The organism is Rhizobium sp. 2YAF20, assembly GCF_052114685.1.
Classification (GTDB): domain Bacteria; phylum Pseudomonadota; class Alphaproteobacteria; order Rhizobiales; family Rhizobiaceae; genus Rhizobium.
Genome location: NZ_JBFRFF010000019.1, coordinates 90,765 through 114,540, shown reverse-complemented (window position 1 = coordinate 114,540; position 23,776 = coordinate 90,765). Strand labels below are relative to the sequence as shown.

Sequence of the window (23,776 nt, the reverse complement as noted above, 5' to 3'; positions counted from 1 at the left end):
GATCGCTGAAAATGCCGGTGACGAAGGTTCGATCATCGTCGGCAAGATCCTTGAAAGCAACACCGACAACTACGGCTACAACGCCCAGACCGGCGAATTTGGCGACATGATCGCCATGGGTATCGTCGATCCGGTCAAGGTTGTTCGCACGGCTCTGCAGAATGCGGCCTCGGTTGCCGGCCTGCTCGTCACCACCGAAGCCATGATCGCAGAAGTTCCCAAGAAGGACGCTGCTGGCGGCGGCATGCCAGGCGGCATGGGCGGAATGGGCGGAATGGACATGATGTGATCCAATCGGATCATTTGATATGGAAGGGCGGCTCTCGAGCCGCCCTTTTTGTTTCTGGAAGACCTCGACAAGCGCCCATCAAGCAAATTTCAGGACGGCTCGACGTCAGTGTGGGGAAAGGCGAAGGGGACTTTTGATTGCCGAGAGCACTTCTTTGTTCATTTCCGCTACAGCTACTCGCAAAAGAAGCATGATTTAAATATAAAGTCGCGTTTCATCTTCCGCTGATCTGCGACAGTTTCGAATATAAAAGAGCTTGAGCTTCAGTTTAAGCTATTGCCGTTTTTTCAAAACATCTTACAAATCACAGCAAGTGATTTATAAGCCTTTTCTGATGTAACGAATCACACCTGCCCTTCGGCACGCATGACGTGTGGCCGCGTTGAGTATAGCAGCTCCAACAATCATTTCGGTGGTCGACATTTGTCGCGACGAGCAGTCCGGAGTTGGAAGTCATGGCACAGGTTTCGCGTTTTGGCCGGTGATTGCAGAGCAGCTGATGTGACCGCTGATCTTCTCGTTGAATGCAATTTTCTGAAGCAGAGCAACTTTTGAAGTTGTGCCGGTCCAAGGGAATATCTTGTTCAAGATTGCCAAATCCGATGTGGCCTCGCCATTCATGTTCGGCTCGCTGGAACCCGGCAGCTATGAACGCGATATCATGGCCCAGTTCTGCGTGACGGAGAGCTGGAACGGAAATCTGTCGAACGGCGTGATCACGCTTGGGCAGCTCAGCATGCGGTTCTACGGCCTGTCATCTGCCGAATGCGGGCTGCTGAGCCTGATGCGATGCTATCAAGTCCATGATCGGGCGCGGATCCTCGAACTGTTCGAGCAGGCGTCGACGACTTCATCGTCATTCTGCTTTTCAACGACGATGTTTGCGGCTGGGGGTCAGGGGCAACCGGTGTTCTGCGTCGGTGAATCGATTGGCGCGGAGGAAAAGCACAGCGGCAGCATGGTCGGCGTGTTCATGTTTCCGCGCTTCAAGCTTGCGCCCGGCAGCCACCTTGCCGGTCGCCAATAGTCACATCGCGAAATAACAAGACCGGCGCTTGCGGCGCCGACCCTGATTGCTATCTGCCACGCAAGATCAATCGCGCTTGGGAGTATTCAGGCCGACGACGCTCGCGGGGCGGGCCGCTGCGCGCGCCACCCAATCCTGGACTAAGGGGAATTTGGCGAGCTCGAGAACGTCGCGGCCGCCATAAAACACGTCGACGCCGCGAACCCACGGGAAGCTGGCGATATCGGCAATCGTGTATTCATCGCCCATCAGCCACTGACGGCCCTTTAGACGCTCCTCGAGCACGCCAAGGAGGCGCTTGGTTTCGTCGCGGTACCGCTCCATCGGATAGGAATTGTTGGCAACCTTGTCGGCTGCGAACTTGAAAAAGTGGCCGAACTGGCCGAACATCGGGCCGATCCCGCCCATCTGGAAGAAGACCCACTGCAGGACCTCGTAGCGTCCGCTAGCGTCTGCCGGAATGAGTTTTCCAGTCTTTTCAGCGAGATAGACCAGGATCGCGCCGGACTCAAACAGGCCGATCGGCTTGCCGTCCGGGCCGTTCGGATCGATCAGCGCCGGGATGCGGCCGTTCGGGTTCAGGGAGAGGAATTCCGGCGATTTCTGGTCGTTGGTGTCGAACGAAATGAGATGCGGCTCATAGGCGAGGCCCAGTTCTTCCAGTGCGATCGATATCTTGACGCCGTTGGGCGTCGGTAGGGAATAGAGCTGGATGACGGTCGGGTCGCTTGCCGGCCAGCGCTTGGTAATGGGAAATGCGGAGAGATCTGCCATGGATAGTTTCCTCTACATCAGGCATTCATTGAGCGGGTTCGAACGCACCATAGACGAAGCGACACGGGAAAAAAGAGGCAACGGCGGAGAGCTCTGTTCGCTTTTTGTGAACAATGCGTCTGCGTTCGTTTATCTTTTCAGTGAAGTGGAAATGACGGATATAAGCTCCAGAGATTGTCGCAAACGGCAATACACAAATCACCGGAGCCAGTCATGTCCAACACCAATAACATCCTGATCCTCGTCGCCCGCATCCTGCTTTCGTTCATGTTCATCTTCAGCGGCTTCGGCAAGCTGAGCGATCCGGCTGGAACGGCCCAAATGATCGCCGGCGCCGGCATGCCCGCCGCGACGCTTCTGACCTATGTCGCAGGTCTGTTCGAGCTTGTTACCGGCCTTTGCGTTCTCGTCGGCTTCCAGACGCGGATCGTCGGCTTTGCGCTTGCAGTCTTCTGTGTCTTTACCGGCGTCGTCTTCCACCTGTCGACCGTCAACGTTCCGGACTTCCCGGCTGCTGCCAATGGCTGGATCAATGCCCTGAACTTCGTCAACTTCCTGAAGAACGTCACGCTGGCCGGCGCATACGTCATGCTCGCCACCAACGGCCCAGGCCTCTATTCGCTTGACGCTCGCCGCGGCTCCTACGCCGTCACCGCATAAACCGACTAAGTCCTCCCAAAGTCGAAAAGGCCCGCCGTTCAATCACGGTGGGCCTTTTCGCATTTAGCTTCGAGGCGTTCAGAGCACGTCGTTTACCGCAGAGATGATCCTTGCAACCAATGGATCGTCGGCGTGGTTTTCCTTCCTTGCCCTGACGAGGCAGGCTTCGGAACGCAGGATGATGCCATCCGAAAGCACCTTGAGATGGTTTGCCTGCAGCGTTGAACCGGTCGACGTGATGTCGACGATAATATCGGCGGAGCCCGAAGCCGGAGCGCCTTCGGTTGCACCCAGGCTTTCGACGATCCTGTAGAGCTGGATGCCGTGCTGGCTGGAAAAGAACTGCTGGGTCAGCCGCCAGTATTTCGTGGCGATCGTCAGCCGCCGGCCGTGACGGGTGCGAAAATCGGCAGCGACATCGCCAAGGTCGGCCATGGTGCCGACATCGAGCCAGATCTCCGGCACCGCGACCACCACATCGGCGCGGCCGAAACCGAGCCGGGCGCAAATTTCGACGCGCCGATCAGCTTCTGCCAGCCCCTCGCGGACAAGGTCCTCGCCGGTCACGCCGAAATCGACCGTGCCGTTGCCGATCTCGCGCGAGATCTCGGAGGCTGACAGGAAGGCGATCTCGACACCCTCCCAGCCTTCCACCCGGCCGCGATAGGAGCGGTCGTTGCCGACGGCGACGATGCTCAACCCGGCGCGCTCGAAGATATCGGAAGCCTCTTCCTTCATCCGTCCCTTGGACGGTAGCGCGATCGTAATGGTCATGCCCTCGCCCTCTCCGTTTCGATGCGATCGAGCCAGAGCGAGAAGCCGACGGCCGGAATGCGGTTTTTCGCACCGAGGAACGTCAGCAGCCGGTCAAAGCGACCACCGCCGGCCAAAACCGCTGACGAGCCTTCCGCCGCAACCTCGAAGACGAGGCCGGTATAATAATCGAGCGGACGGCCGAAGGCGGCACGGTATTCGACCACGGAGAGATCGACCCCTGCATTGGCAACCGCTGCAACGCGGCCGTCAAATCGGGAAAGCGCATTTCCAAGCTTGAGGCCCGCCGCGTCCGCAAAGCCGGCAAGTGCTGCCGACGCGTTTACCAGGGGTACGTTCAAGGACAGGAATTCCTGGAGAACGCGGAAGGCCGCATCGTCGAGCCGGGTCTCGGAAAGCACCAGCTTTTCCTTGAGCCGACGGGCGATCTCCACCGGCGAGCGGCTCGCATTCGTCGAATAGCCGGTCGCCTGCATGGTCTCATTGATATGGGTGACCAGTGCCGCCTCGTCATCGGCCGCGATCAGCCTTGCGACATCGTCGTCAAGATCGGTGACGAATTGCGGGCTGACGAGCCGGGCCAGCAGCGTTTCGATCTGCTCCATGTTGCCGAAGGCGTGGATCAGGCGCTTTTGCCAACCGAGCGGCAATCCCAGGGCCTGCACGACAGCCTCGAAGACCGCCTGATCCCCAAGCGTGATCCGAAGGCGGCGTCCAGGCAGCAGGCGGCGCAGAATGCCGGTCGCATCGGCGATCGCCCGCGCATCGGCACTTGATATGTTGATGTCGCCAAGATCCTCGATCCCGGCCTGATAGAATTCACTGGCACCATCACGGCGCTGGCGGAACACTTCGCCGAGATAGGAATAGCGCTTCGGGGTGCCGGTCGCCGTCTCGATGTGACGGATACAGACGGGAATGGTGAACTCCGGCCGTAGGCAAAGGCTCGCCCCCGTCTCGCTCTCGGTCATGAAGATGCGGCGGCGCAGGTCTTCGCCGGCGATATCAAGAAACGGCTCGGCCGGCTGAATGACAGGCGTGTCTACGCGGGTCGTTTGCCGCGCGGCAAATTCGGAGAGCAGATCGTCGGTGAAATTGGGGAGGTTGATCAGGGGCATGCTGCAAGGACCTCCCGTGTGTCCGTGAAGTACCCCCCTCCGTCAGCCTTGCTGACATCTTCCCCACGAGGGGGGTATCCTGGCACAATCGTCATGCTCAATCCGCCCTCTTGCGATCCTCGGCCTGGGCGGCGAGGATTTCGCGGACCTTGGCGACGAGTTCTTTTTCTGGCACGCTCTCCTGCGCAACCCGCGCTTCGCGCCAGGCCACGTTGTCTTCGATTTCGCCGGACAGGCGCTTGCCCTCGATCAGATCCTTGATCTGCACGACACCCTTCGCCCGCTCGTCTCCGCCCTGGATGATGGCGATCGGGCAGCCGCGGCGGTCGGCATATTTCAGCTGGTTGCCGAACTTCTTCCAATTGCCCTGATACATCTCGGCGCGGATACCGGCGGCACGCAGTTCCTGCGTCATTTTCTGGTAGCGGCCCATGGCGTCGATATCGCCATCCATGACAGTGACTAGCACCGGCTCGATCACCTCGTTCTGCCCGAGCTTGCCGAGGTTTTTGAGTGCCGTCATCAGCCGCGAGACGCCGATGGAGAAACCGGTCGCAGGCACCGGTTGCCCCATAAAGCGTGACACCAGGCCATCATACCGCCCGCCGCCGCCGACCGAACCGAAAACGACCTTTTCGCCCTTTTCGTTGGTGACGTCGAAGAGGAGTTCGGCTTCATAGACGGGGCCGGTATAATATTCGAGGCCGCGGACGATCGAGGGGTCTATCTTGATGCGGTCGGACTGGTAGCCGGCGCTGGCGACGAGGCCGCCGATGAAATTCAACTCATCGACACCCTCGCCGCCACGTGACGTGCAGGCAACGAGCTCAGCGAGCTGGCGGGCACTCTCGGCATAATCCTTGATCCCGACGAAGAACAACACCTTGTCGATCTGAGCCGCATCGAGACCCGCGCCCTTGGTGAAGTCGCCTGATTCATCCTTGCGGCCCGGACCAAGCAGCAATGCGACGCCATCGGGGCCAAACTTGTCGAGCTTATCAATCGCCCGCAGCACGTTCAGCCGCTGGACCGCCTTGTCGTCGCCACCAAGGCCGATCGCCTCGAGCACGCCGTCCAGAACCTTGCGATTGTTGACGCGGATAACGTAATCGCCGCGCTGGATGCCGAGCGCCTCGAGAGTGTCGGCCATCATCATGCACATTTCCGCATCGGCCTGGACGCCGGGCGCGCCGACCGTATCGGCATCGAACTGCATGAACTGGCGGAAGCGGCCGGGGCCGGGCTTCTCGTTGCGAAACACGTAGCCGGCGCGATAGGTGCGGTAAGGAAGCTGTATCTCGTTGAAATTCTCGGCTACATGACGGGCAAGGGGCGCTGTAAGGTCATAGCGCAGGCTCATCCACTGCTCGTCGTCGTCCTGCAGCGAGAACACGCCTTCATTCGGACGGTCAGCATCGGGCAGGAACTTTCCGAGCGCATCAGTATATTCGAACAGCGGCGTCTCGACCGGATCGAAACCATAATGCTCGTAGACCTTGCGGATCTTTTCGACCATCTCGTTGACGGCGCGGATATCGCCAGCCGACCTGTCGACGAAGCCGCGCGGGAGACGGGCCTTGAGCTTTTGCGGTTTCTTCTGCTTATCGTTCATTTCTGCTGCAATCCGGTCATTATGACAGAGGCGGTTTCGTAGCGGATTGGGCGCAGTGCGGCAAGGGTTGCAACGGGAATTCGAGCGGTCGCGGTGGCCGTGGTGATATGCTATAATAAGGTGCCTGTATCTCAACAGGAACTCCGGCCATGAGCAAGCACATCGCCATTCGGCTACCCGACGAAACCTATGGGCGCCTGCAGGCGCTGGCAGAGCGAACCGGTCGTACCGCAACCTTATTATATATTCGCCAGGCGATAGAAACGCATCTGGAGGACCTGGGAGACATTTATCTCACCCAGGCCGCAATGGAGCGGATTCGCAGCGGTGAATCCAAGATCATCAGTGGTGAGGAATTCTGGCGTGGCATGGACGATTGAATTTGACTTTCTAGCTCGAAAACACGTCCAAAAACTTGATCCGCAAACTCGAAAGCGAATGCGCTCGTTGCTTTATGAACGGCTTGCGCTGCTCGATGATCCCATGCGGCTCGGCGATGCATTGCAGGGATCAACGCTCGGCAAATTCTGGCGCTACCGCGTCGGGGATTATCGGACCAGCGACCTTCAAGACCGCCGTCTGGTCGTCGATGTCGGCCATCGCTGCGATGTCTATCGATCATGATCATCGAAGCTGTCCAGTATCTCGCCACGCTGCCCGTTACCGCAAAGCCTTTTCGACCGTTCATCCGCTCCTCGGTCAATCTCTGGTCGCGTGCCGGGCGATGCCGGAAGGCGTGGGCGGATCATGAAGCGCATAGCCGGCAGGCGGTGCTCGACGCGATATCCGGCTTGAGGCAAAGACGCACCGCCGTCGTGCTCGGTTCGGGCCTGCTGCGGGACGTGCCGATCGACGTGCTTTCCAGGGAATTCGACACCGTCGTCCTCGTCGATCTCGTTCACCTCGCCTCCGTCCGTATCTGGTTGAAAGCCACGGGGTATCGCAATGTCCGCCTGATCGATCGCGATCTTACCGGTTTTGAAGAATTGGCCGGTTATAACGAATTGGCCGGCGCAGGAGCGCCAGAGCCACTTGGGTTTCTCCGCCAGGTGCCCTATCTCGATTTCGTTCTGTCCGCCAATTTGCTGTCGCAGATCGGCCGCGGTATCAGCCGACGTCTGCTGGCCGAGCCTGCCGGCAAGATGCCGGCAGATGCCGGGAGACGGTTACTATCGGCTCATATCGAAGGCCTGCGCGGCTTGCCATGCAGGACCTGCCTGATCACCGATATCGCATACTCCGTGGTCGATCGGACGGGCGCGACGCGTGAGGAGGCCGACTTGCTGCTGGGTGCTACGCCACCGGAAGCGCTTCAGCGTTGGACCTGGCCGGTCGCGCCGCTTGGCGAAGAGAGTCCCGACTACGAGATCGTTCACCAGGTCATTGCCGCCTTATCATAGTTCTGGTTGCGTCGTTGCAACCATAAATTTATTGTAGCACTTTTATTATCGACAGACATACGCTTTGCGATGAAGATCACCTGGGACGAGCCGAACCGGCTAAAGAACATCGAGAGACGTGCTGGATTTAGTCGACATCGGGCTCGAGTTCTTTTCGGAAACACTCGTCCTTGAGGCACGACAGCGGCGATTTAAGGCCGTAGGTATTTTTTCGATGACGTCATCGCGTTTATCTTCGTTACTCTCGGCGTCGAGGGGATTTCGCTCATCTCGCTGCGCCGGGCCAGTCGGCAGAAATGGAACATTTGTGCACAGCACCGACCGGAAACTCCGTACACTCACTGACGAGGAAGAGGCTCGTATCCAGAAGGGAATCGCCGAAGATCCAGACAATCCCGAATGGACCGGGAGCATCCGGCGTCAACGCGGCCGGCCGGCCGTCGAGGCCCCCAAGCGGCAGATTTCGCTGCGGCTCGACCCCGATGTCATCGATGCCTTCAAGGCGACCGGCAAAGGCTGGCAGGGCCGTATCAACGAGGCACTACGCAAGGCGGCAAAGCTTTGACGGGGTTTCGTGAAATTTGCGCCTGCGAACCGCTGGATTTCACCTGGCGTTTCACTATGTTGGAAACATGCGCCATTTTGCCGTACTGACAATGATTTTTGCCTGGTTCCTTTATGGAGCCATGCCTGCGCTCGGGGCCTGCCCGATGTGCAATCGGACCGTTGCGGTCCAGGCGCAGTCGGAAATGAGCATGTCGTCGGATATGCCTGGAATGAGCGGGCATGGTGACATGGCCGCCAGCCATGTCAGGGGCGAAAGCACGCCCTGCGACGGGGCGATGGGGCACGCATCCTTTTGTCCAGCATGTCTTGTCATACCGCAGGTCGTGGCGGTCCATGGCGACAAGCCGCTCGCCTTCTCCTATCCGGCACCCGGTCTCGTCAATCCGTTGAGCGATAACAGCCCTGCGCCTGCGTCCCCTCCTCCCCGCTGCGTTTGATCGACGTTAACTGCACCCACGAATTTCAAATTGCAGACAGCGGAAAGGAATCCCATGTCTTTGAAAACCATTCTCACCGCGAGCGCATTCGCCCTCGCATTCTCCACCGCAGCCTTTGCCGACGACATGTCGGGCATGGACATGAGCAAGCCGATGGGCGACCAGGGGCTCTCCAGCCAGGCTTTCGCCGGCGCCAATGCCAAGATGCACAAGGATATGGCGATCAGCTATAGCGGCGATGCCGACGCCGATTTCGTGCGCGGCATGATCCCGCATCACCAGGGCGCAATCGACATGGCCAGGGTGGAACTGAAATACGGCAAGGACCCCGAATTGCGAAAGCTTGCCGGAATGGTCATCAATGCGCAGGAAACCGAGATCAAGGAAATGAATGCCTGGCTGAAGAACCACAGTAAATAGCTCGGACCCTGCTCCCTTGAATTGAAAGGATATGCCGGACCAGGTGCCGGCATATCTATCTTTAATTCCGTGATCAGGCCTTCGGCTCAAAAGCCTCCGGGCGGCGGTTGGCGTTCTGGCGCGGAACCATCCAGCTTGGATATTCGGCCTCAAGGGCGCTGACCTCGTCGAGCTTGGCCATGTCGCCTGCGTCAAGTTTCAAATTGACGGCAGCAAGGTTCTGATCGAGCTGCTCAATCCGTTTTGCGCCGATGATGATGCTGGTAACGAAGGGTTTTGCCAGGACCCAGGCAAGCGCCACCTCAGCAACGCTTACGTCATGCTTGCCCGCGACCTCGCGCATGGCAGCAACGCATGCCCAGGCACGGTCCTTGTTGACGGGCGGGAAGTCGAAATTGGCGCGGCGGCCTTCGCCGTTACCAGGGGCGCCAGGGCCGTACTTTCCGGAAAGCAGACCGCCTGCCAGCGGCGACCACACCATCAGGCCGAGCTTTTCCTCCGCCATCATCGGCACGATCTCGCGCTCGAGATCGCGGCCGGCAATCGAATAATAGGCCTGCACGGTCTCGAAACGAGCAAAGCCGCGGCGCTCCGAAATGCCAAGCGCCTTTTCGATGCGCCAGGCCTGCCAGTTGGAAACGCCTATGTAGCGCACCATGTCGCTGGAGACGAGATCGTCGAGCGCGCGCAGGGTTTCATCGATCGGGGTGATCTGGTCGGTGGCGTGGATCTGATAAAGATCAATGTGATCAACCTGCAGACGTTCGAGGCTGGCCTCTACCGAATCCATGATGTGGCCGCGGGAAGCACCGCGGTCGTTCGGCTTGTCGCCCATGACGCCGTAGAATTTCGTGGCGATGACGACGTCCTTGCGAGGAACCTCGAGGTTCTGCAAAGCCTGCCCAAGGATCGTCTCGGAATTGCCCGACGAATAGACGTCAGCCGTATCGATGAAATTGACGCCCGCGGCAAGCGAACGCTCGACGATCCTGTCAGCAGCATCCTGGTCGACATCGGCAATGGCGCCCCATATGCCAGTGCCGGCGTCGCCGAACGTCATGGTTCCTAGGCAAAGCTCGGAAACGAACATGCCGGTATTTCCCAGTTGATTGTAGCGCATCTTCAAAATTCCCTGTGTTCAGCCGCGGGCTCGATAGCCGCCGGCTGGTGAACGTGGATTGCATATCGCTTTTTGATTGGTCCGTTGTGACAGGCGGCAGCAGCCTTTATTGTGCTGAGAACGGTGACATAATGCACCCGCATGACATTTCAACGCGATCCCCCCTGCCCCTCACAAAGGCGTTACTGCTGGATCGCATTCCAGAACACGGGAGCGATGATTTCGATCTCCCAGCCTTGTAACTAGGAAGAGGCAGATGACCCTCCGCCCGCTGACGACCATAGGCTTCGATGCCGACGATACGCTTTGGCAGAACGAGCAGTTCTACCAGCTGACCGAAAAGCATTTCACCACGCTTCTGGCCGACTATGCCGACGGCGTGCAGATTTCGGGCCGGCTGCTCGAGGCGGAAAGGCGTAATCTCAGGCATTATGGTTTCGGCATCAAGGGCTTCACGCTGTCGATGATCGAGACGGCGATCGAGATCACCGAAGGCCATGTCCCCGCCAAAGTCATCGCCGAAATCCTCGATATCGGTCGGGACTTGTTGTCCCATCCGGTCGAAACGATGCCGCACGTGCATGAAACGCTCGAGGCCCTGACCGGAAACTACCTTCTCGTGTTGATTACCAAGGGCGACCTGTTCGACCAGGAGCGCAAATTGGCGCAATCGGGGCTTGGCGACTTCTTCGATGCCGTGGAAATCGTATCGGACAAGACTGCCGTCACCTACCGGCGCGTGTTTTCCAAGGTTGGCGACGGGCCGGAGCGGGCGATGATGGTGGGCAACTCGCTCAAATCCGACATCGTTCCCGCAATTGCAGCCGGCAGCTACGGCGTTTTCGTGCCGCATGCGCTGACCTGGGTGCTCGAACATGTCGAGGAGCCGACAGACGCGCCGCGGTTTCGCAAGATCGAGCATCTGGGGGAATTGAGGGCGCTGATCGAGCGATTGGCGTGATCGCCCTTTAACTTGACCCGGGAACGGCCGTTACTGCCTCGGCGCAATATCACGCAGGTGAGCGGCGTAGTGCCGCATCGCCTCTGGCGCCAAGTTTATGAGATCCTTGGAGTTCTCGCGCCCAGCCAACTCGATATAGAGACTGCGATCCCTATCCGGCTGCGATATCGCAAGGTAGTTGTCCTCTCCCGAGTCCGGTCGGCTGTGATATCGTCTGGAACGAAAAAACCACGGAGTGACCTCGGTAACATGCCGAACGGTCGCCTTTGCTCTGTCAAGCTTGAACTCGGCGGCAAAAGGCCCAACGCAACTGGTCTCGACAATGAAATTGGAATCCATGCCGATCATTGTTTCGGTGCGTGACAACATGCAGACGATAGCCACGGTAGCAACGATAGCGCTCCAGATCGCGAAGCCAATCAGCCGCTTCCGCGAAAAGAACGGCGTTTCGTCCAACGTCTCGATCTTGTAGGTGGCGTTATAGCCGAAACCATAGCCATACATGCGTTCGGAAGAATAGCCCAACCGCATTGTAAGCAGAACTAGAAGTGCCGCTTGCAGGAGCGTCATGCCAACGAAGACGACGGCCATGCGTTGACCGCACGAGAAATTCGATAGCGTCCCTTGATCCAGGACCTGCATGACATTCACCCCACCGACTGCAAGCTTACATAACAGTCGTTGTTCAATGAAATCTTACTGGGGTTGTGCAGGCGTGGCCGGTTTTGGTGGAAACAGTGATGGCCCCGGAGTAGGTGGCGGGGTCGAGGGCTGAACCTGCGATGGCGGCAAAGCCGGTTGCGGATCGATGACAATGGTGTAGGGGGCGCCGAGGCCGCGTCTGCGGGTCACGCGGGAATAATAGGGCTTGATCAGCCAGGTCGTGTCCTCGTTGACGGTGACGTTGGCGGTCATGCCGTCTTCGTCTGTGCCGAAAAAGGCCTCGTCGGCACTGGAGGTCAGGTCGAAAATCGCCATGTAAGCGTATTGGCTCTTCGAGTTGAACGTCACCTTGACATGCTGGCCTTTCTTGACCGGCAGGGTATAGACCTTGCCCTTGCCAAACTTTGTCCAGCCCTTCAGCTGCATGGTGACGGCGGGAAAACCGAGCTTTTCGAGGGTCTCGCCCTGATCGAGTTGTGGCGGTTGAACCGCGGGCGTTGCCGCACGCAAAGGCGCGGCAGCAGCAAAGATAAAGACAAGGACGGCAATTGCGGAGGCGAATGCCTTCATGGTCTCACCAGTGCTTTTCGCATCGCTTCCACATCAGTGCGGCAATAGCAGCCTTCGATGTGATCGTTGACGAGGCCCATCGCCTGCATGAAGGCATAGACGGTGGTCGGGCCGACGAACGACCAACCGCGCTTCTTCAGGTCCTTGGAAATGCGCACCGACGTCGGCGTTGTCGGATTGGCCGACAGCGTCGGATAGTCGATCATGGCAGGACGATCGCCGGGCTGCGGCTCTTGGCTCCAGAAATAGCGCGCGAGCGAACCGAATTCAGCTCTCATATCGATGGCGCGGCGGGCATTGTTGATCGTCGAGACGATCTTGCCGCGATGGCGGATGATGCCGGCGTCGCCGAGGCAACGCGCGATATCGGCATCGTCGAACAGCGCCACCTTCTCGAAATCAAATCCCGCAAATGCTGCGCGGAAATTCTCGCGTTTGCGCAAGATCGTCAGCCAGGAAAGGCCGGACTGGAAGCCCTCCAGGCAAATCTTTTCAAAGAGCCTGATATCGTCGGTGACGGGGCGTCCCCACTCTTCGTCGTGATAGCGCAGATACTCCGGCAGATTGCCATGCCAGAAGCAGCGATCCCTGCCGTCGTCGCCGGTAATTAAGCCCGTTCCGGTCATTTCAGCGATTCGTTCCTTGTTTTCTTAAGGCTTTACCATTTGCAAACCCTGTTTCCAAACCGACCGGTAACCCTGACGGAAAGTTTATGGATATCGCGGCATTTTCATGATCCCGCATTTACCATTCGCTGGTCGCGCGGTGTCACCATCATTTGGAAAGCAGGCGCCCATCCCCAGATAGGAGCGCCTGGTCCTCCAGGTGCATTGTAGAGAGTTCGCCCGATGATTAGAAAGTGTATTTTGGCAGCTGCCGGGATGATCGGCATGATTTCCTCCCCGGTCCTTGCCAACGACCGCTACCAATCGCGGCCGCCCGTCGTCGTAAGCTCAGACCTTACCGCTCCCTGGGTGACGCAGCTTGGCGGGGCGCGGGTCCAGCCTGTCGTCTATCCGGTTCGGCCGATGACACCACAGCAGCGCGGACTTTTTGCTCCACGCGTCATTCATCCTCTGTTCGGCGGCGCGCCGTTGCAGCCGGTCGTCAACGTTCGCCCCGGCATACCGGCAATCCACTCGACTTTCGATCCGCAATACCTGCCGCAGATTGTCGAGTACCAGACCAAGGAGCGGCCCGGCACAATCATCATCGATACCAACAACCGCTTCCTCTATCTGGTCATGGGCGGCGGCAAGGCTCGCCGTTACGGCGTCGGCGTCGGCAAGCCCGGCTTCGAGTGGGCGGGAGCCCACACCATTACCCGCAAGCAGGAATGGCCGGATTGGACGCCGCCGTCCGAAATGATCGACCGCGAATCCGTCAAGGGACACTATCTTCCGGCCCACATGGAAGGGGGCGTCGGCAATCCGCTGGGCGCCCGCGCCATGTATCTGGGCTCAACGCTCTATCGTATCCACGGGACCAACGCGCCCTGGACAATCGGCAGCGCCGTGTCGTCGGGTTGCATTCGCCTGCGCAATGAGGACGTGTCCGACCTTTACGATCGCGTAAAGGTCGGTACACGCGTCGTCGTGATGTAATTTTGCAATAGATGGCGACGACCGCAGCTCAAAGTGCCGCTACGGTCGTCGCCTGAGCTTGAATTCCAACTCCATTTGATTAGCCTCTCCTCACTTTTGCGTATGAAGGAATCAGGGATGAGGCATTTTATCCAGCTGGCGGCGGCAACAGCTGTCGCGCTAAGCTGTCTGATATCAGCGGCGGATGCGGGTCCGAGTACAACGGCCAGCGATGCAGTCCGCAACGTTCGGCCGACCCGCGAGGTCCCGCCCCAGTTTCACAAGCGCCTCGTCAGGCTCGCGACCGACGAGGCTCCTGGCACCATCATCGTCGATACCAACAACAAGTTTCTCTATCTCGTCGAAGGCAACAACCGCGCCACGCGATACGGCATCGGCGTCGGGCGCGACGGCTTTGGCTGGTCGGGCATAGTGAAGGTCGGGCGCAAGGCGGAATGGCCGGGCTGGACGCCCCCACCTGAAATGCGCGTTCGCGAAGCCAAGGAAGGCCACAAGCTGCCGGCCTTCCAGGAAGGCGGCGAAACCAATCCGCTCGGCGCGCGGGCGATGTATCTCTATCAGAGCGGCCACGACACGGCCTTCCGCATCCACGGCACAAACCAGCCTTGGACGATCGGCCTCAATCTTTCCTCGGGTTGCATCCGCATGATGAACCGCGACGTGACGGAGCTTTACGACCGGGTGTCTGTCGGCACCAAGGTCGTCGTCGTCGGCCCCGGCAACAAGCAGGGCGACATCAGCTATCAGGATCGCGGCATCGATATTTTGCGCACCATGTTCGGCGGGCTGGGCGGTTGAGCTGTAATCGGCCTGTCATATTATTTATCCATCAATGACGGCATCGCCATCGGGGACTAGACATGATCAATAGACTCAGCATTCGCCAGTCCGGTCTCGCCGCGCTGGGTTTCTGCCTTCTCGGCTTTGCTGCAGGCAGCGCCTCGGCGGAAATGCAGTTTTCCGGCTACGGCGGCGTTCAGAGCGCGACAGGCAACAACGTCACACTTTCGGACGGCACGTCCTTTGACCCCGATTGGTCCGGAAAATCCTTCAGCAATCCGCCCTATTACGGCTTTCGCGGCACCTGGTGGCTGGACGGCATGAACCAGCCGAACTGGGGCATTTCGCTCGATTACACCCACGCAAAGGTCTATGGCAACCTCGCCAACACCCCCGGCTGGTCGCACTTCGAATTCACAGACGGCCTGAACCTGCTTACGGTCAACGCGCTCTACCGTTTCCAGGATCCGAGCCGCGACTGGACACCCTATGTCGGCCTCGGCGCCGGCATCAACGTCCCGCATGTCGAGGTGACGCGCGCATCCGGAAAGACCTTTGACTACCAGTTCGGCGGGCTATCGCTCCAGGCGCAGGCCGGCGTCAGCTACAAGATCAGCAAGCACTGGGCGACCTTTGTCGAATACAAGGGCAACTACTCCTTCGTGAACAATGTTTCGATCGACAGCGGAGATACGCTGAAGACCAATGTCTTCACCAACGCGGTGGATTTCGGCGTCTCTTTCAGCTTCTAAGACGGTTTCACACCCGAAGGGCTATTTGACAGAGCAGGTCAGGTGGCCCTTCAATTCCAGCGGCGCCGCATCGGGCACATTGAACGTCAGCACATAGTTGCCGGACATGGGGGCAGCACCGTTCTTGCCGGACGACATGACAATTAGGTCGAAGCTTTTTCCGCTGTCCTGGTCTTCGCCGCGGGCAAAGACTTCGAGCCTGAGGTCGCCATCATAGATCCAGTGGTGAACAAGCTGGCCGGAATCGAGCATCAGCGTCTTGAAGCCGGCGGGCACTTCGGCGGATTTGGCAATCAGCGCTCCGCGAAAATGGTTGAGCTTGGTGGCGCCCGTTTCCTCGAAGCCGGCGTCGATGCTGAGCTTGATGTTGCTGTCATCGGCGGCGCAATAATAACGACCCGCCGAAAAAGCTGGAACGGCGCTTCCAAGCATCGTCACAGATAGCAACAACCTACGCCACATACCGGTATTCCCCGAGCCTATGCCCGCTGGCACGCTGCCTCAGGCCGTTTCGTGGCCATTATGCGACAAAGGCCTTAATTTTTCAGGTATTTCCCCTCCATAGGCCCAATCAATGAGTTCGACGGTGTGTAGGATCGGCATGGCCGTGCCGCTGGCGATCTGGGTGATGCAGCCGATGTTGCCGGTGGCGATGATATCGGCCTTCGTGGCATTGAGGTTTTTCACCTTGCGCGTCTTAAGCTCCGCGGAAATTGCCGGTTGCATGATGTTGTAGGTGCCGGCCGATCCGCAACACAAATGACCCTCGGCAGGATCACGAACAGTAAAGCCCGCGGCTTTCAACAGCTGCTTCGGCGCCATAGTGATCTTCTGGCCATGCTGCATCGAGCAGGCAGAGTGATAGGCGACGACGATGCCTCTCGGCATTTGCGATGGCAAATCAAGGCTCACCAGGTATTCGGTGATATCCTTTGCGAGGTCCGAGACCTTTTTCGCCTTTTCGGCATAGGCCGGATCGAGCCGCAACATATGGCCGTAGTCCTTGATCGTCGTGCCGCAGCCCGACGCCGTGATGATGATGGCATCCAGCCCGCCCTCTTCGATCTCGCGGCTCCAAACGTCGATATTGGCGCGAGCACTTGCGAGCGCCTGGCTTTCTCGACCCATGTGATGCACCAGCGCACCGCAACAGCCTTCGCCCTCCGGCACCACGACCGCGACGCCGAGGCGGGTCAGAAGCCGGATGGTTGCCTCGTTGATTGCCGGATAAAGAACGGGTTGGGCACAGCCGGTGAGGATTGCTACACGTCCGCGGGGCTGCGTCTCTGCATGATGAATCGCCGGCTTGGCAAAGCGCGACGACGCCGGAATGCAGCGCGGCGCAAGGTCCAGCATCGCGACGAAGGGTGCAAGCTTCGGCGCCCGCTTGAGCAGCCCCTTGAAGGGCCGACCGAGCCTTGCAAGCGTCAGCGCCAGGCGAAACCGGCCGGGATAGGGCAGAACGGCGGCAAGGATATTGCGCGTCAGCCGATCGACGAAGGGTCGCTCATACGTTTCCTCGATATGGGCGCGGGCATGGTCGATCAGGTGCATGTAATCGACGCCCGACGGACAGGTCGTTACGCAGGCGAGGCACGAAAGACAGCGGTCGATATGGGTCACGACTTCGGCATCGGCGGCCCGCCCGTTCTCCAGCATATCCTTGATCAGATAGATGCGGCCGCGCGGGCTATCGAGCTCGTTTCCAAGCGTAACATAGGTCGGACAGGTCGCCGTGCAGAAGCCGCAATGGACGCATTTGCGCAGGATCTGCTCTGATTCCGCCACATGCGGATCGGCAAGTTGCTCGGCGGTGAAGTTGGTTTGCATTATCGGCGCCTCTATCTGTCGAGCGTTTCGCCCCTCATCCGGCCTTCGGCCACCTTCTCCCCGCAAGCGGGGAGAAGGGACGAGAGAGGGGCATTCCCGCGCCAAACCAAATCATCTCCCTCACCCCATCTTCCCCGGATTGAAAATCCCCGCCGGATCGAATCTCTTCTTCACCCGCTGCGATAGCAGTGCAATCGCCTCGGGCTCCGGTTGAAAAGCTGCAATCGACGCGCGATCTGTGGCCGTGGCCCGGAGCAGGGTCGCATGACCGCCGCCGAGCGCTGTGACATAGCGGCGGACGAGATCGCCATCCGGTTCGGCCTCCATGCGCAGCCAGACAAGGCCGCCCTGCCAATCATAAAACGCATCGACACCGGCTTTCAGCCGGAGGGCTGCGACCAGCTGATGGCCGATGCTCGGGGCGACCGACACCCGCCAGACGGGGCGCATCGTACCATCGGCAAAAGGCTGTACGTCACGAATATTGCGCCAGAGCTTTCGGCTCTCGTCCTCCTCAAGCTGCACGACGGAGCCAAATGCTTTCATCGCCGCTGCCAGCTTTTCCATCCTGACCGCGACGGAGGCAGCCAAACCCTCGACGCGCAGGACCGTCGCCTCGCCTTCCGGCAGCTTGCCGCCGGCAAATTTCCAGACAACCGTCAGTGGCAGGTGCGCCGCGCCGGAGACTTCCATGGGCAAAGCCATTGCCGTCGCCATCGCTGCTGTCGCGGCCGCGTCGTTAAGACCGGACATGACCAGCGTCTGCTCCGTCTTCGGCCGCGGCGGCACGCGAAAGGTGACCTCGCTCAGCAGGCCAAGCGTGCCGTGCGATCCTGCCAGCAGCTTGACCAGATCGAGGCCCGTGACATTCTTCATCACCCGGCCGCCGGCCTTGACGATCTCGCCGCGGCCATTGACGAATCGCACGCCGAGAAGGCTGTCCCGCGCGGCACCCGCCAGGATCCGACGCGGGCCGGAGACATTGGCGGCAAAGACGCCGCCGATCGTCGGCTCGCCCGACGTGCCCATCAGTGACCGATGATCCATCGGTTCGAAGGCCATCATCTGGTTGTTGGTATCAAGTGCTGCCTGAACCGTGGCAACCGGCGTGCCAGCGCGCACCGTCATGACCATTTCGCCCGGGTTATAGCCGACGATGCCGACAAGGCCCGTCGAGCGTAGGCTGGTCTTCGCCCCGACTGCATTGCCGAAACCGGACCTCGTATTGCCACCGGCAATCGACAGTGGCGTTCCGCGCTCCGCGTGATCGCGGATAATCGAAGCCGCTTCCTCTTCCGTTTCAGGCACTTTAACGTCGTTCATGCGGGTGTTCTTCCATCGAGCGGAAAGACTTTGGAGGGATTGAGTATCCATCCGGCATCGAAGGCGCTGCGCACCGCCATCATCTGCTGGAGGTCGACCTCCGCATACTGGTGGCGCATCAGGTCGCGCTTTTCGATGCCGACCCCATGTTCGCCGGTCAGACAGCCGCCCGCGTCGACGCAGAGCCTGAGGATATCCATGCCCGCAGCCTCGGCCTTGGCGGATTCGTCGGCGTCATTGGCGTTGAAGAGGATGAGCGGGTGCATGTTGCCATCGCCCGCATGGAAGACATTGGCGACCCGAAGGCCGTAATGGGCGACTATCTCCGAGGTCTTCTGCAGCACATTGGAAAGCTGGCTGAGCGGCACTGTGCCGTCCATGCAGATGTAATCGGCGATGCGGCCGGTGGCCCCGAAGGCAGATTTGCGGCCCTTCCAGATCAACGCCGCCTCGGCGGCTGACTGGCATTCGCGCACCGTCTTTACAACGTGCGCCCTGGCAATCTCGACAATGCTCTTCAGCATCAGGTCCATTTCCGCTTCGGAACCCTCGACCTCGACGATCAGCAGTGCGCCAACATCGAGCGGGTAGCCGGCCTTGGCAAAAGCCTCGCAGATCTCGATTGCCGGCTTGTCCATGAACTCGATCGCCACAGGGATGATACCGGCCGCAATGATGTCTGAGACACAGGCGCCCGCCTGTTCCGACGTATCGAAGCCGAAGAGCACGGGGCGCGTTCCCTCGGGCTTGGCGATCAATCGCACGGTCGCCTCGGTGACGATGCCGAGCTGACCTTCTGAGCCGCAGACGAGGCCGAGAAGATCATAGCCGGCCGCATCGAGCGCCTTGCCACCGAGCTCTATGACGGTGCCATCGACGAGCACCAACTTGACGCCGAGGAGATTGTTGGTCGTCACACCATATTTGAGACAGTGCGCACCGCCCGAATTCATGCCGATATTTCCGCCGATGGTGCAGGCGAGCTGCGAGCTCGGATCAGGCGCATAGAAGAAACCGTCGGCAGAGACGCTTTCCGATATATTGAGGTTGGTGACGCCTGCCTGGACGACTGCCGCGCGATTGGCGAAATCGATCTCGAGGATGCGGTTCATCTTCGAGAGACCGAGGACGACGGCATCCTCCTGCGGTATCGCACCGCCGGACAGCGACGTACCCGCGCCACGGGGAACGACGGGAATGCCGTATTTGTGGCAATATTTCATGACTGCTGCAACTTCCGCCGTGCTGCGCGGCAGGGCCACGGCGAGCGGGACGCGCCGATAGGAGACAAAGGCATCCGTCTCGAACGGCACAAGCTCGCGCGCCTCGTGGATCAGACACTCGGGCGGCAGAAGATCGATGAGATCGGCAACGATCTCCTTGCGACGCGCGAGCACCTCGGCACGCGGCGGCAGAAATGAAATGGCCTCCGCCATGGTCCTCCTCGCACGACCCGAACAAAGGTCGTGTCATTTGTTTTAATAGCCTCGGGGGAGATTACAACCTCATTCCTCCAAGCGAGGATAGGCATCAGATGCGATTGCTAGCAGTACCATAATGTAGTACTAATCCTTTATGAAACGAAAGCATCGCGCGACGCTCGTACAGATCTTTGCCCGTCCGGTCAGCGCAACAATTCATTGGCCTGACATCTACGCTTTATTCGTTGCATTGGGTGCGGAGGTCAGCGAGCGCGAGGGACCGCGAATAAGCGTCGTACTTTTCGGCGAGGTCGGGGTATTTCATCGCCCTCATCCCTCGCCGGAAACGGATAAGGGCGCAGTTGCAAGCGTTCGCAAATGGCTCGATGCCAATGGAGTTAGAGTATGAACAACATCATCGAAATCGACGGTCACAAAGCGGTCGTGTCGCTCGATCCCGACATCGGACAATTGCGGGGCGAGTTTCTGGGATTGAATGGCGGCGCCGATTTCTACGCCGACAATATCGCCGACCTGCACAAGGAAGGTTCGCTATCGCTGAAGGTTTTCCTTGAAGTATGCGCCGAAAAAGGCATCTCGCCCTTCCGCAAATTTTCCGGGCGGTTCAATGTCAGGCTTAACACCGAGACCCATGAGGCGGCAGTCGTGGCAGCCAGGGCGGCGAACAAGAGCCTGAACGAATGGGTTGCCGATGTTATCGAGAGTGCCGCACACGAAGAGTGATGGACCATCCTCGATAGGCCTCACCCTCCCAGGCGCGCGATGACGGTATCCAGCAACGCGCGCAGTCTTGCCAGCCGCTTCAGATCGCGATGATAGCCGATCCAAGTGTCACGACCTGGTGGACTATCCGACATTTCGATGCGCTCGATAGCGGCGATCTTATCGCCTAGCGGGCGTGGCAGGACGGCAAGGCCGGCGCCCGATGCGCAGAGTGTTGCCTGGACATCGCGGTTGTTGCTGCCCATTGCGACGTCCGCCTTCGGCAGGACGCGTTTCAACCAGGCAACGTCAGGCATGCCGCCGAAGGCCTCGTCCATGGTGATCAGCCTTGCGCCCGCGCCGTCGCCTTGGCGCGGATGATCGTCGCCTTTTCTGATATAGAGGGCATAGTCAATGTGCATCAGCTTGCGGGAAATGACCTCGGGCTCGGTGAAAGGCGTGATGCGGAAGACGAGATCGGCTTCCCGGCGCGACAGGCTGAGCAGTCGGCTTTCGGTGATCAACTCGATCAGAATTTTCGGATGGCTTTGCGAAAAATCGGCAAGCACCGGCGAAAGGATATGCGCGCCGAACCAGTCGGAGGATGAGAGCCTCAAAGTTCCGTCGAGCTGTCCGCCCTGACCGGAAAGCGAGCGCCGCAACGCCAGCGCCTCCTCCTCGATCCGCTCCGCATGCCCAAGGATAGCGGCACCTTCATCGGTCAGCACGAAACCGTCGGCGGTGCGCTGAAACAGGGTCTGGCCGACCGCAGCCTCGAATGTCCTGAGACGCCTGCCCATGGTCGGTTGGGTCAGGTGAAGCTTTCTTGCTGCCGCCCCCAGCGTCCCCTCGCGGGCAATCGCGAGGAATATCTCAATGTCACTCCATTCCAAGCTGCACCTGTCGAGTTCGAAGTGAGGATGCCAAACGTAAACGCATGGATATCGTGCAATCTAGTTCATTTCCATTCCTTCTTCGACGGACCATCTTGGCGCCTATCCAAACAGGAGAAAAATGATGAGCATCCAGTCAACCATGAAGGCACTCATTGTCGAGAATGCGAATTCGCCGTTTCACCTCACCGACATTCCCCGACCGGCGGCCAAGGCCGGCGAGGTACTGGTTCGCATCATGGCGAGCGGCGTCAATCCGCTCGATACCAAGATTCGTGCCGGTGCCGCCGCACATGCGCGCCATCCCCTGCCCGCTATTGTCGGCATTGACCTTGCGGGCATCGTCGAGGAGGTGGGCGCCGGCGTCTCGGGCTTTCGCCGCGGCGACGAGGTCTACGGCATGACCGGCGGCGTCGGCGGTATTCAGGGATCGCTGGCAGAATATGCGGCCGCGGATGCTCGCCTTGTGGCGTTGAAGCCGCACAACATGTCAATGCGCGAGGCGGCAGCCCTGCCGCTGGTGTTCATCACCGCGTGGGAGGGACTGGTCGACCGAGCCAATGTCAGAGCTGGCCAGAGGGTTTTGGTTCTTGGCGCTGGAGGCGGCGTCGGCCATGTCGCCGTGCAGATCGCCAAGGCGTTTGGCGCCGATGTCTATGCGGTCGACGGAGCGTCGAAAGCGGACTACCTCAGGGGCCTCGGAGCGACGCCGATCGACTACAAGACAGAGACCGTCGAGGGTTACGTTCAGGCCCATACCGCAGGCAAGGGTTTCGATCTCGTCTATGATACCGTCGGCGGGGAGAGCCTCGACACGGCCTTCCATGCGGTGGGCCGATTCGGCCATGTGGTCAGCAGCCTCGGCTGGGGCACGCATGCGCTGGCGCCGCTATCCTTCAAGGCCGCAACCTATTCCGGCGTATTCACGCTGCTGCCGCTGCTGACCGGCGAAGGCCGTGCGCATCACGGCGCTATCATGCGGGAAGCCACCGGGCTCGCCGAATCCGGGCAGGTCATGCCGAAACTGGACGCACGGCGCTTCACGTTGGCAAATGCCGGCGAAGCACATGAGCTGCTTGCCAACCGCCAGTCGACGGGCAAGCTGGTCGTCGATGTCGGCTGAGCGAAGGCGCATTCCTTTGCGCGACCCGTGACGCGCGCGCAACAGGTCCCACTTATTGCTGTCGAAAATGAATTTGGAGGGCCTGACTGCCTCAAAAAAGGCATTTGAGGCCTTCATCGAAGCGATGTCGCGCTCAAGACTGAACGTGACATCGGCTACTTAAAAAATTTAAGCTAAAATTGCAATTTTTCGTAATTGCCGTCACCGGCAATGGCGCTAAATGAACAATGAATGGCGTCGATCTGGTGCCTCATCACTGGATATTTTTATATTTAACAATCTTCAAATGTTTAGCCGACGACGTTTTTTTATCGCATCGAATAACAAGTTTAACATATAATACTTATATAAGAATGATTCTCGATTTGACCAACAAAGGTGACCCGATCATTGACCCTTCTCGCCCGACTTGCATCTGATGTACAATTGATGTTCCGGCGTCCGCCGCGGCAGCAATATGGTGCGCTTTGCTATCGGCTGAAGAAGAAGACGGGCGAGCTTGAAATGCTGCTATTGACCAGCCGCGATACTGGCCGCTGGGTTATTCCCAAGGGCTGGCCGATGGCTGGCAAGCTGTCGCACGAGGTGGCGGCGCGCGAGGCTTTCGAGGAAGCCGGTGTGCGCGGAACCGTGGAAACGGCGGCGCTCGGTGCCTTTAGCTATGCCAAGATGCTCAAGGACGGGCTGAAGGTCGGCTGCAGGGTGCAGGTCTTTGCGCTTGAAGTCACCGATCTTGCCAAGAGCTTCAAGGAACGCGGCGTGCGCACACTCGAATGGGTTTCCTGCGACGAAGCCGTCAGGCGCGTCAACGAACCGGAACTTCGGGACCTGATCCTCGTTTTCCAGCAGCGCATGGCAAATCGCGCGCCGTTAAGTAACACCAAGCAGACTGCGCCGGAATGATCCGTCCATCCGTTGCGCGCCCGGGCCGGGGG

General features: G+C 59.3%; 30 protein-coding genes. 17 read left to right on the top strand and 13 right to left on the bottom strand.

Annotated elements, in window-relative coordinates; all coding sequences use genetic code 11:
- Nucleotides 1-289: TCP-1/cpn60 chaperonin family protein (locus AB4Z52_RS20905; protein ID WP_442219834.1), on the top strand; the 289-nt coding region annotated here is incomplete at its 5' end.
- A 580-nt stretch (nt 290-869) separates the two neighbouring features.
- A complete protein-coding gene (locus AB4Z52_RS20900) occupies nt 870-1,316 on the top strand; it encodes a hypothetical protein (RefSeq protein WP_442219833.1) in 447 nt (148 codons plus the stop codon).
- A 66-nt stretch (nt 1,317-1,382) separates the two neighbouring features.
- Here the strand turns inward: AB4Z52_RS20900 and AB4Z52_RS20895 are convergent, their stop codons facing one another.
- The gene (locus AB4Z52_RS20895) at nt 1,383-2,090 is read right to left on the bottom strand and encodes a glutathione binding-like protein (RefSeq protein ID WP_442219832.1); all 708 of its coding nucleotides are present in this window, start codon (nt 2,088-2,090) and stop codon (nt 1,383-1,385) included.
- A 213-nt stretch (nt 2,091-2,303) separates the two neighbouring features.
- On the opposite strand from AB4Z52_RS20895, the gene AB4Z52_RS20890 reads away from it, so the two are divergent.
- Nucleotides 2,304-2,750 (top strand): DoxX family protein, encoded by a 447-nt coding sequence (locus tag AB4Z52_RS20890; protein WP_442219831.1) that lies wholly within the window; start codon nt 2,304-2,306, stop codon nt 2,748-2,750.
- A gap of 78 nt (nt 2,751-2,828) precedes the next feature.
- Here AB4Z52_RS20890 and hisG read toward each other — a convergent pair whose 3' ends face one another.
- The 3 genes from hisG to hisS all read right to left on the bottom strand — a co-directional run bounded on the left by hisG (nt 2,829) and on the right by hisS (nt 6,254).
- The gene (gene hisG / locus AB4Z52_RS20885; protein ID WP_442219830.1) at nt 2,829-3,524 is read right to left on the bottom strand and encodes an ATP phosphoribosyltransferase; all 696 of its coding nucleotides are present in this window, start codon (nt 3,522-3,524) and stop codon (nt 2,829-2,831) included.
- Nucleotides 3,521-4,642, bottom strand: a complete 1,122-nt coding sequence (locus tag AB4Z52_RS20880) for an ATP phosphoribosyltransferase regulatory subunit (RefSeq protein WP_442219829.1) — start codon at nt 4,640-4,642, stop codon at nt 3,521-3,523. Before AB4Z52_RS20880 ends, hisG begins: the two co-directional genes overlap by 4 nt.
- Before the next feature lie 97 nt (nt 4,643-4,739).
- A complete protein-coding gene (hisS, locus tag AB4Z52_RS20875) occupies nt 4,740-6,254 on the bottom strand; it encodes a histidine--tRNA ligase (RefSeq protein ID WP_442219828.1) in 1,515 nt (504 codons plus the stop codon).
- A gap of 149 nt (nt 6,255-6,403) precedes the next feature.
- Here hisS and relB point away from each other — a divergent pair, with 149 nt between their 5' ends.
- The 6 genes from relB (at nt 6,404) to copM (ending at nt 9,078) form a co-directional block, all read left to right on the top strand.
- Nucleotides 6,404-6,634 carry a type II toxin-antitoxin system RelB family antitoxin gene (gene relB / locus AB4Z52_RS20870; protein WP_442219827.1) on the top strand — a complete coding sequence of 77 codons (231 nt, stop codon included), beginning with the start codon at nt 6,404-6,406 and terminating at the stop codon, nt 6,632-6,634.
- A 58-nt stretch (nt 6,635-6,692) separates the two neighbouring features.
- Nucleotides 6,693-6,878, top strand: coding sequence for a type II toxin-antitoxin system RelE family toxin (locus AB4Z52_RS20865; RefSeq protein WP_442219826.1), 186 nt, complete (start codon nt 6,693-6,695; stop codon nt 6,876-6,878).
- A complete protein-coding gene (locus AB4Z52_RS20860) occupies nt 6,875-7,654 on the top strand; it encodes a hypothetical protein (protein WP_442219825.1) in 780 nt (259 codons plus the stop codon). Before AB4Z52_RS20865 ends, AB4Z52_RS20860 begins: the two co-directional genes overlap by 4 nt.
- Before the next feature lie 307 nt (nt 7,655-7,961).
- The gene (locus tag AB4Z52_RS20855) at nt 7,962-8,219 is read left to right on the top strand and encodes a BrnA antitoxin family protein (RefSeq protein WP_442219824.1); all 258 of its coding nucleotides are present in this window, start codon (nt 7,962-7,964) and stop codon (nt 8,217-8,219) included.
- A 190-nt stretch (nt 8,220-8,409) separates the two neighbouring features.
- Nucleotides 8,410-8,658, top strand: coding sequence for a hypothetical protein (locus AB4Z52_RS20850; RefSeq protein ID WP_442219823.1), 249 nt, complete (start codon nt 8,410-8,412; stop codon nt 8,656-8,658).
- Between the two features lie 54 nt (nt 8,659-8,712).
- Nucleotides 8,713-9,078, top strand: coding sequence for a CopM family metallochaperone (gene copM / locus AB4Z52_RS20845; protein WP_442219822.1), 366 nt, complete (start codon nt 8,713-8,715; stop codon nt 9,076-9,078).
- A gap of 73 nt (nt 9,079-9,151) precedes the next feature.
- On the opposite strand, the gene AB4Z52_RS20840 is transcribed toward copM, so the two are convergent.
- A complete protein-coding gene (locus AB4Z52_RS20840) occupies nt 9,152-10,198 on the bottom strand; it encodes an aldo/keto reductase (RefSeq protein WP_442219821.1) in 1,047 nt (348 codons plus the stop codon).
- A 256-nt stretch (nt 10,199-10,454) separates the two neighbouring features.
- Between AB4Z52_RS20840 and AB4Z52_RS20835 the strand changes: the two genes are divergently transcribed.
- Nucleotides 10,455-11,159 carry an HAD family hydrolase gene (locus tag AB4Z52_RS20835; protein WP_442219820.1) on the top strand — a complete coding sequence of 235 codons (705 nt, stop codon included), beginning with the start codon at nt 10,455-10,457 and terminating at the stop codon, nt 11,157-11,159.
- 30 nt (nt 11,160-11,189) lie between these two features.
- Here the strand turns inward: AB4Z52_RS20835 and AB4Z52_RS20830 are convergent, their stop codons facing one another.
- Genes AB4Z52_RS20830 through AB4Z52_RS20820 form a run of 3 tightly spaced genes read right to left on the bottom strand, consistent with a single transcriptional unit; the run spans nt 11,190 to nt 13,018 of the window.
- The gene (locus tag AB4Z52_RS20830; protein WP_442219819.1) at nt 11,190-11,801 is read right to left on the bottom strand and encodes a hypothetical protein; all 612 of its coding nucleotides are present in this window, start codon (nt 11,799-11,801) and stop codon (nt 11,190-11,192) included.
- Nucleotides 11,802-11,855: 54 nt separating this feature from the next.
- Nucleotides 11,856-12,392: a hypothetical protein gene (locus AB4Z52_RS20825; RefSeq protein ID WP_442219818.1), complete on the bottom strand. Its 537-nt coding sequence runs from the start codon at nt 12,390-12,392 to the stop codon at nt 11,856-11,858.
- Nucleotides 12,389-13,018 carry a DNA-3-methyladenine glycosylase I gene (locus tag AB4Z52_RS20820; RefSeq protein WP_442219817.1) on the bottom strand — a complete coding sequence of 210 codons (630 nt, stop codon included), beginning with the start codon at nt 13,016-13,018 and terminating at the stop codon, nt 12,389-12,391. Before AB4Z52_RS20820 ends, AB4Z52_RS20825 begins: the two co-directional genes overlap by 4 nt.
- 225 nt (nt 13,019-13,243) lie before the next feature.
- Here AB4Z52_RS20820 and AB4Z52_RS20815 point away from each other — a divergent pair, with 225 nt between their 5' ends.
- The 3 genes from AB4Z52_RS20815 to AB4Z52_RS20805 all read left to right on the top strand — a co-directional run bounded on the left by AB4Z52_RS20815 (nt 13,244) and on the right by AB4Z52_RS20805 (nt 15,528).
- Nucleotides 13,244-13,996, top strand: a complete 753-nt coding sequence (locus AB4Z52_RS20815; RefSeq protein ID WP_442219838.1) for a L,D-transpeptidase — start codon at nt 13,244-13,246, stop codon at nt 13,994-13,996.
- Nucleotides 13,997-14,113: 117 nt separating this feature from the next.
- Nucleotides 14,114-14,794 carry a L,D-transpeptidase gene (locus AB4Z52_RS20810; RefSeq protein ID WP_442219816.1) on the top strand — a complete coding sequence of 227 codons (681 nt, stop codon included), beginning with the start codon at nt 14,114-14,116 and terminating at the stop codon, nt 14,792-14,794.
- Between the two features lie 62 nt (nt 14,795-14,856).
- The gene (locus AB4Z52_RS20805) at nt 14,857-15,528 is read left to right on the top strand and encodes an outer membrane protein (RefSeq protein WP_442219815.1); all 672 of its coding nucleotides are present in this window, start codon (nt 14,857-14,859) and stop codon (nt 15,526-15,528) included.
- Between the two features lie 21 nt (nt 15,529-15,549).
- On the opposite strand, the gene AB4Z52_RS20800 is transcribed toward AB4Z52_RS20805, so the two are convergent.
- The 4 genes from AB4Z52_RS20800 to AB4Z52_RS20785 form a co-directional block, all read right to left on the bottom strand.
- On the bottom strand, nt 15,550-15,990 hold the full coding sequence (locus tag AB4Z52_RS20800) for a hypothetical protein (RefSeq protein WP_442219814.1): 441 nt from the start codon (nt 15,988-15,990) through the stop codon (nt 15,550-15,552).
- A 39-nt stretch (nt 15,991-16,029) separates the two neighbouring features.
- Nucleotides 16,030-17,358, bottom strand: a complete 1,329-nt coding sequence (glcF, locus tag AB4Z52_RS20795; protein ID WP_442219813.1) for a glycolate oxidase subunit GlcF — start codon at nt 17,356-17,358, stop codon at nt 16,030-16,032.
- 120 nt (nt 17,359-17,478) lie between these two features.
- Nucleotides 17,479-18,681, bottom strand: coding sequence for an FAD-binding protein (locus AB4Z52_RS20790; protein ID WP_442219812.1), 1,203 nt, complete (start codon nt 18,679-18,681; stop codon nt 17,479-17,481).
- Nucleotides 18,678-20,117 (bottom strand): FAD-linked oxidase C-terminal domain-containing protein, encoded by a 1,440-nt coding sequence (locus tag AB4Z52_RS20785; RefSeq protein ID WP_442219811.1) that lies wholly within the window; start codon nt 20,115-20,117, stop codon nt 18,678-18,680. The genes AB4Z52_RS20790 and AB4Z52_RS20785 overlap by 4 nt, the downstream gene beginning before the upstream one ends.
- Before the next feature lie 139 nt (nt 20,118-20,256).
- On the opposite strand from AB4Z52_RS20785, the gene AB4Z52_RS20780 reads away from it, so the two are divergent.
- Nucleotides 20,257-20,511 (top strand): type II toxin-antitoxin system HicA family toxin, encoded by a 255-nt coding sequence (locus AB4Z52_RS20780; RefSeq protein ID WP_442219810.1) that lies wholly within the window; start codon nt 20,257-20,259, stop codon nt 20,509-20,511.
- Nucleotides 20,508-20,846, top strand: a complete 339-nt coding sequence (locus AB4Z52_RS20775; RefSeq protein WP_442219809.1) for a type II toxin-antitoxin system HicB family antitoxin — start codon at nt 20,508-20,510, stop codon at nt 20,844-20,846. The genes AB4Z52_RS20780 and AB4Z52_RS20775 overlap by 4 nt, the downstream gene beginning before the upstream one ends.
- A 20-nt stretch (nt 20,847-20,866) precedes the next feature.
- On the opposite strand, the gene AB4Z52_RS20770 is transcribed toward AB4Z52_RS20775, so the two are convergent.
- The gene (locus AB4Z52_RS20770) at nt 20,867-21,718 is read right to left on the bottom strand and encodes a LysR family transcriptional regulator (protein ID WP_442219808.1); all 852 of its coding nucleotides are present in this window, start codon (nt 21,716-21,718) and stop codon (nt 20,867-20,869) included.
- Nucleotides 21,719-21,842: 124 nt separating this feature from the next.
- Here AB4Z52_RS20770 and AB4Z52_RS20765 point away from each other — a divergent pair, with 124 nt between their 5' ends.
- Both AB4Z52_RS20765 and AB4Z52_RS20760 read left to right on the top strand, forming a co-directional pair.
- Nucleotides 21,843-22,841, top strand: a complete 999-nt coding sequence (locus AB4Z52_RS20765; RefSeq protein WP_442219807.1) for a zinc-dependent alcohol dehydrogenase family protein — start codon at nt 21,843-21,845, stop codon at nt 22,839-22,841.
- Between the two features lie 390 nt (nt 22,842-23,231).
- Nucleotides 23,232-23,744 (top strand): NUDIX hydrolase, encoded by a 513-nt coding sequence (locus AB4Z52_RS20760; protein WP_442219806.1) that lies wholly within the window; start codon nt 23,232-23,234, stop codon nt 23,742-23,744.
- Nucleotides 23,745-23,776: the final 32 nt, after the last annotated feature.